The organism is Nocardia sp. NPDC051911 (assembly GCF_040681035.1).
GTDB classification, from domain to species: Bacteria; Actinomycetota; Actinomycetes; order Mycobacteriales; family Mycobacteriaceae; genus Nocardia; species Nocardia sichangensis.
In genome coordinates this window covers 1-15,739 of record NZ_JBFAXY010000045.1, presented here as the reverse complement: position 1 = coordinate 15,739, position 15,739 = coordinate 1, and the positions used below count along the sequence as shown (strand labels likewise).

Below are 15,739 nucleotides of genomic sequence, written 5' to 3'. Positions count from 1 at the left end.
CCTAACTCGGATGATCCGAAAATCTCGGGTCGGCGGCCGCCACAGCGCCGGGCGGCACCGGCAGCGACACCGCGGTGTCGGCGGCCGGTCCGGCCGCGGAGCGTTCGCCGGTCACGGGGTCGAAGTCCAGCCACTCCACTGCGCCGCCGGCCAATTCGGCGGTGAACTCCTCGACCCAGGTGAGTTCGGCGGCGAGGATCGCCCGCAGATACTGCAGGGAGATCCAGTAGCGGCGGGGAACGACGTGCTCCTCGGCCCAGGCGATCAGCATGTCGGCATCGGCCAGTTCGGTCTCCAGCACGCCGATTCGTTCGCGCAGCAGCGTGAGCGCCTCCGTCTTCGGCAGATTGTGCAACTCGCCCAGCGCCACCGGGAAGATCGGATACTCCGGAACGGGTCGCCGCACGATCTCGGCGATCCGGTTGCGCAACGCCTCCCTGCCGCGCCCGGTGATCCGGTAGGTGGTGCGTTCGGGCCGGTTGCCCGCCCGGTCGACGCCCTCGGCGTGCACCAATTCTTGGTCGGCCAGGCGGGACACGGTGTGGTACAGCGAGCCCGGCCGCACCTTGACCAGCTTGTCCTCCCGCCGCGCGATCAGCGTCTGGAACATCTCGTACGGATGCATGGGCCGCTCCTCCAGCAGTGCGAGCACGGCGATGGCCAACGGCGTCACCGACGGATGCGCCTGCCCTTGCCCCATGCTTGTTCACCTCCGTCACTCGATCGTCTCGGCCTTCGGCCGCCGACGCTGCGAGCCTGCCGCCGACCGGCACGCTATCGCCCGGTTCCGACATGCTCCACTCTAAATATTCCACGTGGAATATACGGCGCGGAACAGCCTGCGAACAAGACACTGCGACCCGTGATGACCCCCACAATTCACAGCCCCGCGTATCGCGTTCCCCATGTCCCGGCTCGTACACGACGAGAGGCCATCGAGATGTCAGTTCTCGATGGCCTCTCGATTTCGGCTCCCGCCGAAGGCCGACAACGTCGGCGACCCTCTCCAGCGCCATTGCTGTGCGGGATGGTGTAGTGGCTGCTCAGCCAGCCTATGTCGCGGCTCACAACCGGCGGCAGTGTCGGATGCGACATCTATCGCTCGATTCCCGACAGCAAACGACGCGAGCTTAGGACTCAGCGGTGCCGGCCGGCTGTGGCAAGCGCCGTGCGGGTCACGCCTACAAGGAGTGCTTGTCCAGCCAGGCGCGCGCGACGTCACTCGGTGCGGCACCGTCGTCCCGGACATTCCGGATCATGGCCGCCAGCTCGTCGGTCGTCAGTTCGCCCGCGACGTAGTCGAGTTTCTTGATCTGCCGCCGGTCGAGCAGTCCTTTGCGGAACAGCGGCAGCACGTTCTCGGCTCGCACGGCGTACTCGTCATCGGACAGCACGGCCAATCCGTCGGTCGCACCGGGCGCCAGTTCGGCGGGACCGCCGAGCAGGCCGACCTGAACCCGGCCTTCCAGCAGCGCTTTCCGCAGTGCGGCGGGATCCGGGAAGGCCACGGTGGCGGCGAAGTCGCACCCGGCGACGCGATCGCTCCCGGCCTGCGGCAGCAGGTCGGGCGTGGCCGCTACGCCGACGGTCAGTCCACCGCAGCGGGGCGCGAGATCACGCACCGAACGCACTCGGTCCTGCGCCGCCGCCTGGGCGGTGAGCAGCACCCGCGGCCGCAGATCGGTGCCGTCGGCGAGATCGGAGACGACCAGCCCCTCGGGCAATGCGGCGCTCACCGCATCTTTCACCTGCTCAGGCAGCCGCGCCGTCGTGTGTTCGTCGAGATGGGCCAGCAGCGCGCCGGTGTGCTCGCCGACCACTTGGACCCGGTCCGCATCGAGCGCGGCGAGGTAGTCCGCGCGGCTGCCCAGTCGCGGGTCCACCGCGGTCCGCACACCGGCGCGCGCGAGCGCGCCCGCATAGATTTCGGCGAGCACGGAGGACTCGATCGAATCACCCGCGCCGACCGTGATCGACGGCTGCGGCTCGTCGTTCCCGCAGGACACGACCAGCGCGACGGAAGCGACGACCAGCAACCGAGCCAGCACCCGCTGTGACGAGGCCAACACCATCCGGCGACACCAACTCTCCGACGACTCGACACGGCCAACAGAAAAACCCGGAAGCGGGCAGTATGGACACCCAGAATGTACCGGCGGCCGCTCGGTGCCGAGACCGCGCCCGCCGTCATGTCGGAAGGACTCTCGTGAAATCCACCCGCACCCCCGGTGCCGCCGCGCACCGGCACCCCGCCGCGCGTGTCGCACTGCGCGGCGCCCGTATCCTCGCCGCCGCGACCGCCCTCGCCGTCGCGATGGCCCTGTCGGCTTGTGGCGATTCCGATCCACTCGCCACCGGCGGCAGCTGTTCGGGAGACGGATTGACCGTCGGTTCGGCGAACTTCCCCGAGTCCGAGACCATCGCCGAGGTGTACGCGGAAGTGCTGCGCGCGAACGGCTTCAGCGTGGATACCAAGCTGGGCATCGGCAGCCGGGAAGCTTACCTTCCCGCCCTGCGGAAGTGCGCCATTTCGGTGATCCCCGAGTACACCGGCAATCTGCTGCAGTACCTGGACAAGAACGCCACCGCCACCAGCGCGGCCGACGTGAACAGCGCGCTCGGCAAGGCGCTCGGTTCCGATCTCGCGATCGGCACGCCCGCGCCCGGCGAGGACTCGGACGCCGTCGTCGTCACCCGCGCCACCGCCCAGCGCTGGAACCTGAGCACGATCGCCGACCTGGCCGCGCACTCGGCCGAGGTGAAATTCGGCGCGCCCGCCGAATTCCAGGAGCGTGCGGGCGGTCTGCCCGGCCTGAAGAAGAACTACAACCTGGATGTCGCGGCGGGCAATTTCGTGCCGATCACCGACGGCGGCGGTCCCGCGACGGTTCGCGCGCTGGTCGAGGGCCAGGTGACCGCGGCCGATATCTTCACCACCTCGCCCGCCATCCCGCAGAACGACCTCGTGGTGCTGCACGACCCGAAGCACAACTTCCCGCCGCAGAACGTGGTGCCGCTGCTCAACGCGAGCAAGAAGTCGGACAAGGCGCTCGCGGCGCTGAACGCGGTATCCGCGCAGCTGACCACCGCCGAACTGATCAAGCTCAACGAGGCGGTCTCCGGCACCGGCAAGACCGAGCCCAAGGCCGCCGCCGCGGCCTGGGTCGCCGCCAAGGGGCTGAACAAGCCGGTCGGCTAGGGAGGGAGATTCGGTGTCCGATATCGAATTCTCCGGTATCAGCAAGACCTATCCGGACGGCACGCACGCCGTCACCGACCTGGATCTGCGCATCGAGTCCGGGTCGTTCACCGTGTTCGTCGGGCCTTCCGGCTGCGGTAAGACGACCTCGATGCGAATGATCAACCGCATGATCGTGCCCAGCTCGGGGACGATCACCATTGCCGGGCAGGATGTTTCGACCGTCGATCCGGTCCGGCTGCGCCTCGGGATCGGGTACGTCATCCAGAGCGGCGGACTGCTGCCGCACCGGACGGTCGTCGACAATGTCGCGACCGTTCCGGTCCTGCGCGGTGACTCGCGCCGGGCCGCCCGTGCCGCGGCGCTCGAGGTACTCGACCGGGTCGGCTTGGATCGCTCGCTGGCGCAGCGGTATCCGGCGCAGCTGTCGGGCGGTCAGCAGCAGCGCGTTGGCGTGGCCCGCGCGCTGGCCGCCGACCCGCCGGTCCTGCTGATGGACGAGCCGTTCAGCGCCGTCGATCCGGTGGTGCGCGCCGAATTGCAGGTCGAAATGCAAAGGTTGCAGGCGGAATTGCACAAGACCATCGTGTTCGTCACACACGACATCGATGAGGCGATCACGCTCGGCGATCGCGTGGCGGTGTTCGGACGCGGCGGAGTGCTCCAGCAGTACGACGCGCCGCAACGCGTGCTCGCCCAGCCCGCCACCGATTTCGTCGCCGACTTCGTCGGCCGCGACCGCGGTTACCGCGGATTGTCCTTCCGGTCCGCGAATGAGATTCCGCTGCACGAGATCCGGACGGCTGTCACGGATGAGGTGCGCGAACTGCGACTCGACGCGGGCGAGTGGGTGCTGGTGGTCGACACCGACCGCAAGCCGGTGGGCTGGATGGACGTCACCGGCGTCGAGGGATTCCGCGCGGGCCGCGCACTGTCGGACAGCATGTCGGCGGGCGGTTCGCTGTTCACCCCGTCCGGCGACCTGCGCCAAGCGCTGGACGCCGCGATCTCCTCGCCATCCGGAATCGGTGTCGCCGTCGACGGCGCCGGTGCGGTACGCGGCGGAGTGCTGGCCACCGAGGTGCTCGAGCAGTTGGCCGGGCAGCGCGCCCACGAAGACGCCGAACGCAACCGGCACTTCTTCGAAGAACGAGTGCCGTGAACGGACGTGAGCGAGACGGCGTCGTGCACGCCGGAATCCGGAGAGCGGCATGAGATACCTCGTCGAGAACTTCTCGGAGATCATGGGAATCACCGCGACCCACCTCTATCTCGCCCTGGTGCCGCTACTGCTGGGCCTGGCGATCGCGGTCCCGGCCGGCGCGCTGGTGCGGCGAGCGGCGTGGCTGCGCCGGGTCGCGGTGACCGCCGCGAGCCTGGCCTACACCGTTCCGTCGCTGGCGCTGTTCGTGATCATTCCTCCGCTCGTCGGCATCTCGGCCATCGACCCGCTGAACGTGATCATCGCGCTCACCATCTATTCCACGGCGCTGCTGGTGATCGCGGTCCCGGCGGCTCTGGACTCGGTGCCCGCCACGGTGCTCGACGCGGCCGACGCGGTGGGCCACGGCCCGCTGCGCCGCACGCTCACCGTGGATATGCCACTTGCCGTGCCGGTCTTCGTATCCAGTCTGCGGGTGGTGGTGGTGACCAATATCGCGATGGTGTCGGTCGGCGCGCTGATCGGCGTCGGCGGGCTCGGCAAACTGTTCACCCAGGGCTACCAGCGCGATTATCCGGACGAGATCATGGCGGGCATCATCGTGACGCTCGCGCTCGCGCTGGTCGCCGACCGGGTGGTGTACGCGCTGGGCCGCTGGTCGACGCCCTGGGTGCGCGCGGACGCCAGGACCGTCAGGGCGAAAGGCACTGCGGCATGAACCTTTTCCTCGACGCCTGGCACTACTTCACCGACGGCGCCAACTGGAGCGGTCCGTCGGGCATCGGGAGCCGCATCGTTCAGCACCTCTGGTACAGCTTCCTGACCGTCGCCGTCTCCGCGGTGATCGCCGTACCGCTCGGCCTGATCATCGGCCACACCCGGCGTGGGGCGGCGGTGCTGGTCGGCTTCGCCAACGCCATGCGCGCGCTGCCCACCCTCGGCCTGTTGACCTTCCTGGTGCTGCTGCTCGGCCTCGGCTTGATACCGCCGCTGCTGGCACTGATCACGGTCGGCATCCCCCCGCTGCTCGCGGGCGCGTACGCGGGAATCGCGAACGTTCCCGCCGACGTCGTGGACGCCTCGCGCGCCATGGGCATGACCGAACGGCAGATCCTGTTCCGAGTGGAGGTGCCCAACGCGCTGCCCATCCTGCTCACCGGGCTGCGCGGCGCGACCCTCCAGGTGGTGGCCACCGCGACGATCGCCGCCTACGTCAACCTCGGCGGCTTGGGCCGCTACATCTTCGACGGCATCAGCCTCTACCGCTACGACCGCGTGCTGGTCGGCGCGCTGCTGGTGGCGGTGCTTGCCATGCTGCTGGACGGGCTGCTGGCGTTCGCGGTGTGGGTCAGCGCGCCGGGCACCGTCCGGTTGCGTCGCCCGACCCCGGCCGCGCGATCTGCTCCGCTATCGACCCAGGACCGAGCCACCGTGCCCAACTAGCTCTCCACGTGTCCGCTCAGTCGTCGGTGACGCGAGGCGCTTACTCGGCCGCGACACGCAAAAGGCGCCCATTCGCGGTCGAATGGGCGCCCTTGTGCCGGCGTGCGGTGGCGTTACGCGACGCCCTCGGCGCGAGCGGCGGCGGCGACCGCTTCGGCGACGGCCGGAGCGACCCGCGGGTCCAGCGGGCTCGGCACGATCTTGTCCGGGCCGAGTTCGTCGGCGACGACGCTGAGGATGGCGTCGGCGGCGGCGATCTTCATGCCCTCGGTGATCCGCCGGGCGCCCGCGTCCAGCGCGCCCTTGAAGACGCCGGGGAACGCGAGCACATTGTTGATCTGGTTCGGGAAATCGCTGCGGCCGGTGGCCACGATCGCGGCGTACTTGCGCGCCACCTCGGGGTGGATCTCCGGGTCCGGGTTGGACATGGCGAACACGATCGCCTCCGGAGCCATCGACGCGATGAGCTCCTCGGCGATCAGACCGGCCGACAGGCCGAGGAACACGTCGGCGCCTGCCAGCGCCTCCGCCGCGCCGCCGGTGAGGCCGCGCGGGTTGGTGCGGGTGGCCAGCTCGGCCTTCACCTCGTTGAGGTCGCCGCGGTCGGCGCCGACGATGCCCTTCGAATCGAGCACGGTCACGTCGCGGACACCGGCGGCCAGCAGGATGTTCGTGCACGCGACACCCGCGGCGCCCGCGCCGGACACCACGACCTTCAGGCCCTCGATGCCGCGGCCCTGCACCTTGGCGGCGCCGTTGAGCGCGGCGAGCACCACGATGGCGGTGCCGTGCTGGTCGTCGTGCATCACGGGGCAGTCGAGCGCCTCGATGACGCGCTTCTCGATCTCGAAGCAGCGCGGCGCGGAGATGTCCTCCAGGTTCACCGCGCCGAAGCTCGGCCGCAGGCGGATCAGCGTCTCGACGATCTCGTCGACGTCCTTGGTGTCCAACACGATCGGGATCGAATTCAGCCCGGCGAACTTCTTGAACAGCGCCGCCTTGCCCTCCATCACCGGAAGCGAGGCGCGCGGGCCGATGTCACCGAGGCCGAGCACGGCGGTGCCGTCGCTGACCACGACCACGAGCCGATCGGTCCAGGTGTAGCGCTTGGCCAGCGCTTCGTCCTCCGCGATCGCGCGGCTGACCTGGGCGACGCCCGGGGTGTAGGCGATCGACAGATCGCGCTGGGTCTCCAGGGGCGCACTGAGTTCGACCGAGAGCTTGCCGCCGAGATGTCCCGCGAAAATTTCGTCGTTTGTGATTTCGGACAAGCTTGCCGTGGAATTCGGTGCATCAGTCACAGGTGACACGATTTCACTCCTGCTCGGGTCGGGCTAAACCGGGGGACGGTTACCACCGGGTAATGGGTATAAGGGGTTTCACGACGCTCATCGGGTGCGCTGACCGGTGCGTTTCGAGCTGGCTGCGAGCGGCGAACGCGACTTGCCGAGTTCTCGATGGCGGGCGCGGCACTGATCCGCGAAGCAGAACCGAGCGGGTGCGCCCGGACAGAACGTGCGGTGCGATCTCGCGGGTCGCGACGGTACGTCGGCGAGGCGGAGACCTCCGTGATTCCCTCACCCGGCGGTGGCGGAGGCAAGGAATCCGACACATTCTGCCAGTCCGGTAGGCAAGTTGCCAAACCGGTTACCCCCTGGGCCGTGTCGCGCTCCATCACCCAACGTTATGGGGCGGGAATTACCCTCAGGTAAGCGGAAACTCCCCGTTCAGCAGTCGCACGCGGTGAGCGATCGCACCGCTCGGGGCGGCGGCGGTGTGAGTACCAGCGGGCCGAGCTCCGCCCGGCGGCGCTCTGTCAAGCGACGATATCGCGGGGCTGCTCCGGCATCGTCCTCTGCGCGTCCGGGCGCACCCACACGCTGCGCACGCCACCGGACATCAGTCGCGTCCGCCAGGTGTCGGACGCGCCGGGATGATCGGTCCTGCGGTGCATGCCGCGGCTCTCCGTGCGCGTCAGCGCGCTGTATTTGGTCCAGCGCGCCACCGCGAGCAGCGCGGCGGCCTGCCGGGCCCGCAGCAGGTCGGCGCCGCTGCCGCCGAGGTCGAATTCCGCCCCGGGCCACATGCCGTCGAGTTCGCCGATGCTGTCGCGCAGGCTGCCCGCGCTGCGCCAGTAGCTGCGCCGCAACGGCAGAGTGTGCTCTTGGACGAGGCCGACCACCGCCCTCGGATCGATCCGCGCCACGACGTTGAGCCCGGCTCCGGTCACCTCGCGCGCCGGGGCACGCCGGTCCGTCGTCCGGGCGAATTTCGCCGCGCCCGCGCCTGCCCAGACGCCGGAAGCGATCGCCCACGCCGCGCTCAGTCCGCCGAATCCACTCACCGCGCCGGTGAGCGGCTCGCGACTGACCACGGCGCCTGCGGCGAACAGGCCCGCGACGGTGGTCGCGCATTCCGGTCCGGTGACGCGCAGTCCGCCGGTGCCGCGCACGGTGCCCTCCAGCACGGCGCGCAGCGGCACCCGTTCGGCACGGTCGACGAAGCCATGGCGCGCCAGCCGGGACCGGAGGGCCACCGGTACGTCGTCCAGGGCGGCGAAAACCCGCTGACCATCGGCGATGGCCGCGAGCGCCGCCGAGCGATGCCCGGGCAGCTCGACGCCGGATTCGTCGTAGAGCGGGGCGTACCGCAAGGCTAGATTCCGCAGCGCGGTCGGCTCGGCCTTGCCTGGCGGAATCAGGCTGTAGGCGCAGGAGAACTCCATCCCGGACAGCTCGGCGCCCGCTTCCACGGCGAACAACAGACCGTCGCCGGTGTCCACGTCGGTGCCCGCCGCCCCGGACAGGAACGCGCAGCCACCGGTGGCCACCACGACCGCACCCGCGCGCACGGTCCAGCGCCCGAACCCGTCATGGGGGCGCAGCCCGGTGGCGCCGCGCACTACGCCGTCGCGGTCCACCAGCAGTTGCAACGCCGGGTGATGATCGAGTACCCGGATCCCCGCTTCCCGCACCGCGCGGCGCATTCGCCGCAGGTAGCGGGCGCCGTCGAGATAGCTGCGCCGCCTGGCCGGACCCGCGGGGTCACCGGCGATGTGATAGCCCCAGCGGGCCAATTGCTCGACCCGCTGATGACTTTCCTCGAGCACGCGGTGCATCCAGTCCGGATCACCCAGCGCGCCGCCGTGCGCGTGCCCGCGCCGGACCGCCTCGTCCCGCGCCGGGCCGGGCGGAAGGTGCCACAGCGAGATCGCGCCGTACGCCGTCGGCCCGCTCGACCCGCAGCGCGCCTTGTCGACGAGCACCACGGTGGCGCCGGCCGCGGCGGCCGAGACGGCCGCCCAGGTACCGGCGGGACCACCGCCGAGTACCAGTACATCCGTCTCGAGTTCGGTCATAAAGAAAAATGTTCGGGCACAATTCATCGGCCCGCAACCAAACTCGGGAGTCAGCTCCACCATTGCGTCCACAGCAATAGTCCAGCAGCCAGAAAAACGATCATCGAACCGGTAAAGGCGGCCGAACCACGATGCCGGTCCGAATATATCTGCGCCGCCAGGGCGACCACCGCGGCCGCCACGTGCCAGGCCACCGATTCGGCACCGGGACCGGGGAAGCCGCGCCGCTGCGCGATGACCGCGGCGCCGACCACGACCAGCATGCCCACCACGACGCCACCGGCGACGACGCCGCTGAGGCCGCGCACGAATCTCACGCGGCGATCACCGGCACGCCGGAGGCCTTGCCCACCAGCTTCTCGAATTGCGTTGCGTCGGTGGTGAACTCGCCGAGCCGAATGGTCTTGTTTGTGCCGTGATAGTCCGATGAACCGGTGGTGAGCAGGCCGAGTTCCGCGGCGAGATCGGTGAGCAGCTCGCGGTCGGCCGCGGAGTGGTCCGGGTGCGCGATCTCCAGGCCGCCGAGCCCGAGCGCGGCCAGCTCCCGGATGTCGTCGACGGCGAGCAGCCTGCCCCGCTTGCGCGCCCTGGTGTGCGCCAGCACGCTGACTCCGCCCGCGGTGGCGATCATCTGCACCGCGCGACGCAGCGGGGTGTCGGCCTTCTCGGCGTAGTAGGGACCGTGCGGGGCGAGCAATTCGTCGAACGCCGCGTCCACGCTGGGCACCACGCCCGCGGCGACCAGCGCCCGGGCCAGATGCGGGCGCCCGGCCGACGGCCCAGCCGAGGCCAGCACGGCGTCGGGATCGATCGGCAGTCCGTCGGCCGCCATCCGCTCGGCCATGGCGCGCAGCCGTTCCACCCGTTCGGCGCGCAGCCGCTCACGTTCCTCGGCGAAGCCGCGATGGGTCGGGTCGAACAGGTAAGCCAGCAAATGTACGGGTACCGGCCAGCCATCCTCCCCCAGGCCGACGCAGGACATCTCCATGCCGCGGACCAGCGTCAGCCCCTTCGGCAGCGCGTCGACCGCTTCCGACCATCCGGCCGTGGTGTCGTGATCGGTGATCGCGACGACGTCCAGGCCCGCGGCGGCCGCGTTCCGTACGAGTTCCGCCGGAGTATCGGTGCCGTCGGACGCGGTCGAATGGGTATGCAGGTCGATGCGCACGCCTTCAAGTCTTACAGTGCTGCGCCGTCCCCCCGCACGCGCAGGCGACGTTCCGCCGGCCTGCGGCGACGTAGCATCGTCAGCGTGCCGTCCTTTTCTCCGCTTTCCTCGCTTCGTGGATCCGGCCGGACGCCGTCGCAGTCCGAGCAGCGGTTCATCCCGGTTCCGACGGCGCAGGCGATCGTCGACTGCGCGGTGTACGTGGACGGAAAGCGTCTGCCCGGACGGTTCACCCACAAAGCCGCACTCGCGCGAGCCCGCGAGGAGCCGAACGGGTTCGTCTGGGTGGGCCTGCACGATCCCGACCAGACGCAGATGGAAGACATCGCCGCGACGTTCGGCCTGCACCAGCTCGCCACCGACGACGCCCTGCAACGGCACCAGCGGCCGAAACTGGAGCGCTACGACGATTCGCTGCTGCTGGTGTTGCGCACGGTCAGCTACGTCCCGCACGAGATGAACAGTGTCAGCGAGATCGTGGAGACCGGCGAGATCATCGTGTTCACCGGTCCCGACTTCGTGGTCGCCGTCCGGCACGGTGAGCACTCCGGACTGGCCGAGGTACGCAAGGCGCTGGAGGAGGACTCCGCGCAGCTGGCCCTCGGACCGGGCGCGGTGCTGCACGCGATCGCCGACCGGATCGTGGACTCCTACATCGACGTGGCCCAGTCGGTCGAGAACGACATCGACGAGATGGAAGAGGAGATCTTCACCCCGCGCAGCAAGGTCACGGTGGAATCCATCTACCAGCTCAAGCGCGAGGTGGTCGAGCTGCGGCGCGCGGTGAATCCGCTCGCCGCGCCGCTGGAACAGCTCAGCCGCAAAACCGATCTGCCGGTGCCGAAGGAGGTCCGGCGCTACCTGCGCGATGTCGCCGAGCATCACGCCGCCGTGGCCGAGCGGATCAACGACTTCGACGAGGCGCTCAGCGCGCTGATCAGCGCCGCGCTGGCCCGGATCGGCGTGCAGCAGAACACGGATATGCGCAAGATATCGGCCTGGGTGGCGATCGCTGCCGTGCCGACGATGATCGCGGGCATCTACGGGATGAACTTCGACCACATGCCCGAACTGCACCAGGTCTGGGGTTATCCGATGGTGTGGGTGCTCATCCTCGCCATCTGCACCGGCTTGTTCTTCACCTTCCGCCGCAACAAGTGGCTGTAGCCGGGCTGGGCATCACAAGCTGGCGGCGCCGCGCCTCGGGTCGCGCACGTCGATGCCCGCCTCCTGCCATGCCTCCCGCAACGCCTGCGCTCCCCGCACCCGGACCCATGCCGCCTCGGTCGCGGTCACCGGCGTCACCGCGAAATACCGCACCGGCTCCGCCGGGTCCGGCAGCGGCACGGCGGGAATGTCGCTCTCACCGAGCAGAACCGCGGTGAACGGCGCGTCGCGCCACATCGGCTCACCCAGATCCATCAGCGCGTCCGCTTGCAGCACAACACCTTCCACGACCGGCGCCGCGGCGAGCACGCCGAGTGACTTGGCCAGGCCCGAGCTGGCTCCCACACCGGACCGCAACGTCAGCACGAGTTCCGCGCGCGGGCCGCGCACCGGGTCGGCGTGCACCGCGGTGGGATCGCCCATGGGATGCCTGCTGCCGCCCAGCGTCACGTAGTGCACCAGATCGTCCTCGACGATGCGCAGGATCTCGATCGGCTCCAAGCCCAGAAAAGTGACCGACGCGGCGTCGACGTTCGCGGCGTCCACACCGAAATGGCCCAGCACCTCGGTGCGGACCGTCTCCAGCACTTCCATACGTCAGATCGCCAGCCGCGCGAGCATGTCCCGTGCCTGCTCGGCCGACTTCGGATCGCACAGCACGTCGTAGCGGCCAGCCACCAATTGCATGGTGGACGCGAAGTCGCGCTGACCCCTGGTCGCCGCGTACGGGATCGAGGTCGAGATCAGGCCGAAGATGATGCCGCCGACCAAGCCGACGATCAGCGGGCCCAGCGCGCCGCTGGTGGTGAACAGGCTCAGCAGCAGACCGAGGAACAGGCCGAGCCAGGCGCCAGACACCACGCCGCCGCCGATCACCTTGCCCCAGGTCAGCCGGTAGAGAACCCGCTCGACCTGCATCAAGTCGACACCGACGATGGTCACGTCCTGCACCGGGAACTGGTTGTCGGCCAGATAGTCGACCGCCTTCTGCGCCTCGGCGTAGGTCGGGTAGGAGCCGACCGGCCAGCCCGACGGAGGCGTCGGGAGGGCCTGCCGCGCACGGCTCGAGTTCCCCAAGGGATTCGTCATAGTTCCATTCTGCTATTCCGACGCATCCCGCGGTGGTGTGAAACGCGTGGTGCGCGTCATTCCGGCGGCGCGGCCCTTTTCCGCGATCACCTGGGCCATCTTGGCGCTGGCCTCGTCGATCATCTCGTCGCCGAGCATCACCGCGCCGCGGGCGCCGCCCGCCGCCGAGGTGTGGAAGGCATAGGCGTCCAGGATCTCCTCGGCGCGGTCGTAGTCCGATTGCCGCGGGCTGAAGATCTCGTTGGCCGCCTCGATCTGACCGGGGTGCAGCACCCACTTGCCGTCGAACCCGAGCGCGGCTGTGCGCGCGGCGGCTCGGCGGAAGCCGTCCACATCCCGGATCTGCAGGTACGGGCCGTCGATCGCCTGGAGGCCGTGGGCGCGGGCGGCGAGCAGGATGGTCATCAGGATGTGGTGGTAGGCGTCGCCGGTGTCGTAGCCCTCCGGCTGTTCGCCGACCACCAACGTGCGCATGTTGATGCTGGCCATGAAGTCCGCCGGGCCGAAGACCAGGGTCTGCACCCGGGGACTCGCGGTGGCGATCGCGTCGATGTCGCGCAGTCCCACAGCGTTCTCGATCTGCGGCTCGATGCCGATCCGTCCGACGTCCAAGCCGCAGGTCTTCTCCAGCTGGGTCAGCAGCAGGTCCAGCGCGCGCACCTGGCCCGCGTCGGTCACCTTGGGCAGCAGGATCGCGTCCAGCCGCGCGCCCGCGCCCTCGACCACGGAAATGACGTCGGCGTAGGTCCATTCGGTGGTCCAGTCATTCACCCGGACCACCCGCAGTTGCGTTCCCCACCCGGAGTCGTTCAGCGCCGCGACGATGTTCGCCCGCGCCTCGGCCTTCGCGACCGGAGCGACCGCGTCCTCCAGATCGAGGAACACCTCGTCGACGGGCAACGTCTTGGCCTTCTCGATCATCTTCGGGTTGCTGCCCGGGCACGCGAGCACCGAACGGCGTGGCTTCATGATCACTCCCGTCGATCGTGGCGGGATGCGAACACCCGCGCGCGAACATCTAGCCTTGGCAGCATGGCAGCTACCAGGGTGTACGTCGCCAGGCTGGCCGGTTTGGCGGTACTGGGACCGGACGGGGAGTCTATCGGCCGGATTCGTGACGTCGTCGTGGCCGTGCGGTCCGACCGCCAGCAGCCCCGCGTGCACGGCCTGGTCGTCGAACTGCCCACCCGGCGGCGCATTTTCGTGCCGATTCTGCGGATCACCGCGATCGAGCCCGGCGTGGTCACGCTGAACACCGGAACGGTCAGCCTGCGCCGTTTCACCCAGCGACCGGGCGAGATGCTCGCCTTGGCGCAGATCGTCGACTCGATGGTGCGGGTCGATGACCCCGACCTGCCCGACCTGGCCGGCGTGGACGTCCACGTGGCCGATCTCGGCATCGAACAGGCGCGTTCCAGGGATTGGCTGGTCAGCAGGGTGGCTGTGCGCGGGCACCGCAGGCTTGGCCGCAGGCGCACGGTGCACGTGGTGGACTGGACCAGGGTGTCCGGCCTGACGCCCCACGAGATCGGCAGGCCGGGACAGGACGTGACGCAACTGCTCGAACGGTTCGAGGGCATGCGCGCGGCCGACGTGGCACAGCAACTGCGCGAGCTGCCGGAGAAACGGCGGATCGAGGTGGCCGTCGCGCTGGACGACGAACGTCTGGCCGACGTGGTGCAGGAACTGCCCGACGACGAGCAGGTCGAGTTGCTCAGCCACCTGGAGGTGCGCCGGGCCGCCGACGTGCTGGAGGCGATGGACCCCGACGACGCCGCCGACCTGCTGGGCGAACTGCCCGAGGGCGAAGCCGAATCGCTGCTCGCCCTGATGGACCCGCAAGAGTCCGAGCCGGTGCGCAGGCTGCTCGAGCACTCCCCTTACAGCGCGGGCGGCTTGATGACGCCCAAGCCGGTCATTCTCACCCCCTCCACGACGGTGGCCGAAGCTCTGGCGCGCGTGCGCAACCCGGACCTCACTCCCGCGCTGGCCTCCATGGTGTTCGTGGTCCGTCCGCCCACCGCTACGCCGACCGGCCGCTACCTCGGTTCGGTGCACATCCAGCAGTTGCTGCGCGAACCACCCGCCCACCTGGTGGGCGGAATCCTCGACACCGATCTGTCGACGTTGCGTCCCGAACTGCCTCTGGCCGCGGTGACCCGGTACTTCGCGACCTACAACCTGGTCTGCGGACCGGTGGTGGACGAGGAGAATCACCTGCTCGGCGCGGTCAGCGTCGACGACGTCCTCGACCACCTGCTGCCCGAGGACTGGCGCGACCAGGAAGAGACCGACGAACGGGGCGGAGCGTGAGCCCGCACGACCCCGCGCACGCCCGAAAGGACACACCGTGAGCGAGAACGACCCGGGCGTGCGGCTCGGTCACAGCAGGGCCCGCCAACGGCTGGAGACGCCGGTGGAAAGCCGGTTCCGATTGGAGTGGGACGCCGAGGCTTTGGCCCGCAGCAGCGAGCGAGTGGCGCGATTCCTGGGGACCGGTCGGTATTTAGCGGTCCAGACGATCGTGGTGGTGGTCTGGATCCTGGTGAACATCTTCGTGGTCGCGCTGCGCTGGGACCCGTATCCGTTCATCCTGCTGAACCTGGCGTTCTCCACTCAGGCCGCCTACGCGGCGCCGCTGATCCTGTTGGCGCAGAACAGGCAGGACAACCGGGACCGGGTCGCCCTGGAGGAGGACCGGGTGCGGGCCGCTCAGACCAAGGCGGACACCGAGTTCCTGGCCCGGGAACTCGCATCGCTGCGCATCGCGGTCGGCGAAGTGGCCACGCGCGATTACCTGCGCCGGGAATTGGAAGAGCTGAAAGGAATTCTGGACCGCATGGAGTACGCGGAATCCCCGGATGCGGAGAGCCGGACGGACAGCGCAGGAAAGGGCGGTCGCAAGAAAAGCTCCGGCCGAAAGCCCGCTCCGGCATCGGTTTCACCGTCGGTAACCAGTGATCAACCGGAAATACCGAATAAGGACCTGACTGGTGGGTAACCTGGACAACGTTGTCCAGAGCGGCCTGGGCAGGGGATGTCCCGGACGGCCGCTCCCACGACGTCGAGGATTGGGTGTGGCCGAATGCGTGTATCTGCTCCGATAACGGTCTCGGCTTTGGTTGTTGCTGGTGTGGTGGTGAGTGGTTCGGG

Annotated in this window: 16 protein-coding genes; 7 read left to right on the top strand and 9 right to left on the bottom strand. The window is 69.2% G+C overall.

The features are described from left to right. Position 1 precedes the first annotated feature (1 nt). Positions 2 to 700, bottom strand: a complete 699-nt coding sequence (locus tag AB0L97_RS35205; protein WP_364438412.1) for a PadR family transcriptional regulator — start codon at positions 698 to 700, stop codon at positions 2 to 4. 481 nt (positions 701 to 1,181) lie between these two features. Continuing rightward, the gene (locus tag AB0L97_RS35200) at positions 1,182 to 2,072 is read right to left on the bottom strand and encodes a glycine betaine ABC transporter substrate-binding protein (RefSeq protein ID WP_364438409.1); all 891 of its coding nucleotides are present in this window, start codon (positions 2,070 to 2,072) and stop codon (positions 1,182 to 1,184) included. A gap of 194 nt (positions 2,073 to 2,266) precedes the next feature. Here AB0L97_RS35200 and AB0L97_RS35195 point away from each other — a divergent pair, with 194 nt between their 5' ends. Genes AB0L97_RS35195 through AB0L97_RS35180 form a run of 4 tightly spaced genes read left to right on the top strand, consistent with a single transcriptional unit; the run spans position 2,267 to position 5,804 of the window. Next, positions 2,267 to 3,199, top strand: a complete 933-nt coding sequence (locus AB0L97_RS35195; RefSeq protein WP_364438479.1) for an ABC transporter substrate-binding protein — start codon at positions 2,267 to 2,269, stop codon at positions 3,197 to 3,199. 13 nt (positions 3,200 to 3,212) lie between these two features. Continuing rightward, positions 3,213 to 4,361: an ABC transporter ATP-binding protein gene (locus AB0L97_RS35190; protein ID WP_356969741.1), complete on the top strand. Its 1,149-nt coding sequence runs from the start codon at positions 3,213 to 3,215 to the stop codon at positions 4,359 to 4,361. Positions 4,362 to 4,410: 49 nt separating this feature from the next. Beyond that, complete coding sequence (locus AB0L97_RS35185) at positions 4,411 to 5,079, top strand: ABC transporter permease (RefSeq protein WP_364438405.1); 669 nt, start codon at positions 4,411 to 4,413, stop codon at positions 5,077 to 5,079. Then, positions 5,076 to 5,804, top strand: coding sequence for an ABC transporter permease (locus AB0L97_RS35180; RefSeq protein WP_364438402.1), 729 nt, complete (start codon positions 5,076 to 5,078; stop codon positions 5,802 to 5,804). Before AB0L97_RS35185 ends, AB0L97_RS35180 begins: the two co-directional genes overlap by 4 nt. Before the next feature lie 113 nt (positions 5,805 to 5,917). On the opposite strand, the gene AB0L97_RS35175 is transcribed toward AB0L97_RS35180, so the two are convergent. The 4 genes from AB0L97_RS35175 to AB0L97_RS35160 form a co-directional block, all read right to left on the bottom strand. After that, entirely contained in the window at positions 5,918 to 7,105 is a 1,188-nt protein-coding gene (locus AB0L97_RS35175) for an NADP-dependent malic enzyme (protein WP_355077345.1), read from the bottom strand. Between the two features lie 515 nt (positions 7,106 to 7,620). Then, positions 7,621 to 9,162 carry an FAD-binding protein gene (locus AB0L97_RS35170; RefSeq protein ID WP_364438398.1) on the bottom strand — a complete coding sequence of 514 codons (1,542 nt, stop codon included), beginning with the start codon at positions 9,160 to 9,162 and terminating at the stop codon, positions 7,621 to 7,623. Positions 9,163 to 9,212: 50 nt separating this feature from the next. Beyond that, positions 9,213 to 9,479: a hypothetical protein gene (locus AB0L97_RS35165; RefSeq protein WP_355077348.1), complete on the bottom strand. Its 267-nt coding sequence runs from the start codon at positions 9,477 to 9,479 to the stop codon at positions 9,213 to 9,215. Then, a complete protein-coding gene (locus AB0L97_RS35160) occupies positions 9,476 to 10,330 on the bottom strand; it encodes a PHP domain-containing protein (protein WP_355077350.1) in 855 nt (284 codons plus the stop codon). The genes AB0L97_RS35165 and AB0L97_RS35160 overlap by 4 nt, the downstream gene beginning before the upstream one ends. Before the next feature lie 75 nt (positions 10,331 to 10,405). Between AB0L97_RS35160 and AB0L97_RS35155 the strand changes: the two genes are divergently transcribed. Beyond that, entirely contained in the window at positions 10,406 to 11,497 is a 1,092-nt protein-coding gene (locus AB0L97_RS35155; protein WP_355077388.1) for a magnesium and cobalt transport protein CorA, read from the top strand. A 12-nt stretch (positions 11,498 to 11,509) separates the two neighbouring features. On the opposite strand, the gene AB0L97_RS35150 is transcribed toward AB0L97_RS35155, so the two are convergent. Genes AB0L97_RS35150 through AB0L97_RS35140 form a run of 3 tightly spaced genes read right to left on the bottom strand, consistent with a single transcriptional unit; the run spans position 11,510 to position 13,555 of the window. Further along, complete coding sequence (locus tag AB0L97_RS35150; protein WP_356969749.1) at positions 11,510 to 12,091, bottom strand: suppressor of fused domain protein; 582 nt, start codon at positions 12,089 to 12,091, stop codon at positions 11,510 to 11,512. A gap of 3 nt (positions 12,092 to 12,094) precedes the next feature. After that, positions 12,095 to 12,586, bottom strand: a complete 492-nt coding sequence (locus AB0L97_RS35145) for a general stress protein (RefSeq protein WP_039800517.1) — start codon at positions 12,584 to 12,586, stop codon at positions 12,095 to 12,097. 12 nt (positions 12,587 to 12,598) lie between these two features. Continuing rightward, a complete protein-coding gene (locus tag AB0L97_RS35140; RefSeq protein ID WP_355077354.1) occupies positions 12,599 to 13,555 on the bottom strand; it encodes a CoA ester lyase in 957 nt (318 codons plus the stop codon). A 63-nt stretch (positions 13,556 to 13,618) separates the two neighbouring features. On the opposite strand from AB0L97_RS35140, the gene AB0L97_RS35135 reads away from it, so the two are divergent. Together AB0L97_RS35135 and AB0L97_RS35130 are read left to right on the top strand one after the other, a co-directional pair. Then, positions 13,619 to 14,899 carry a CBS domain-containing protein gene (locus tag AB0L97_RS35135; protein WP_355077356.1) on the top strand — a complete coding sequence of 427 codons (1,281 nt, stop codon included), beginning with the start codon at positions 13,619 to 13,621 and terminating at the stop codon, positions 14,897 to 14,899. 58 nt (positions 14,900 to 14,957) lie between these two features. Beyond that, the gene (locus AB0L97_RS35130; protein ID WP_364438475.1) at positions 14,958 to 15,587 is read left to right on the top strand and encodes a DUF1003 domain-containing protein; all 630 of its coding nucleotides are present in this window, start codon (positions 14,958 to 14,960) and stop codon (positions 15,585 to 15,587) included. Positions 15,588 to 15,739 lie beyond the last annotated feature (152 nt).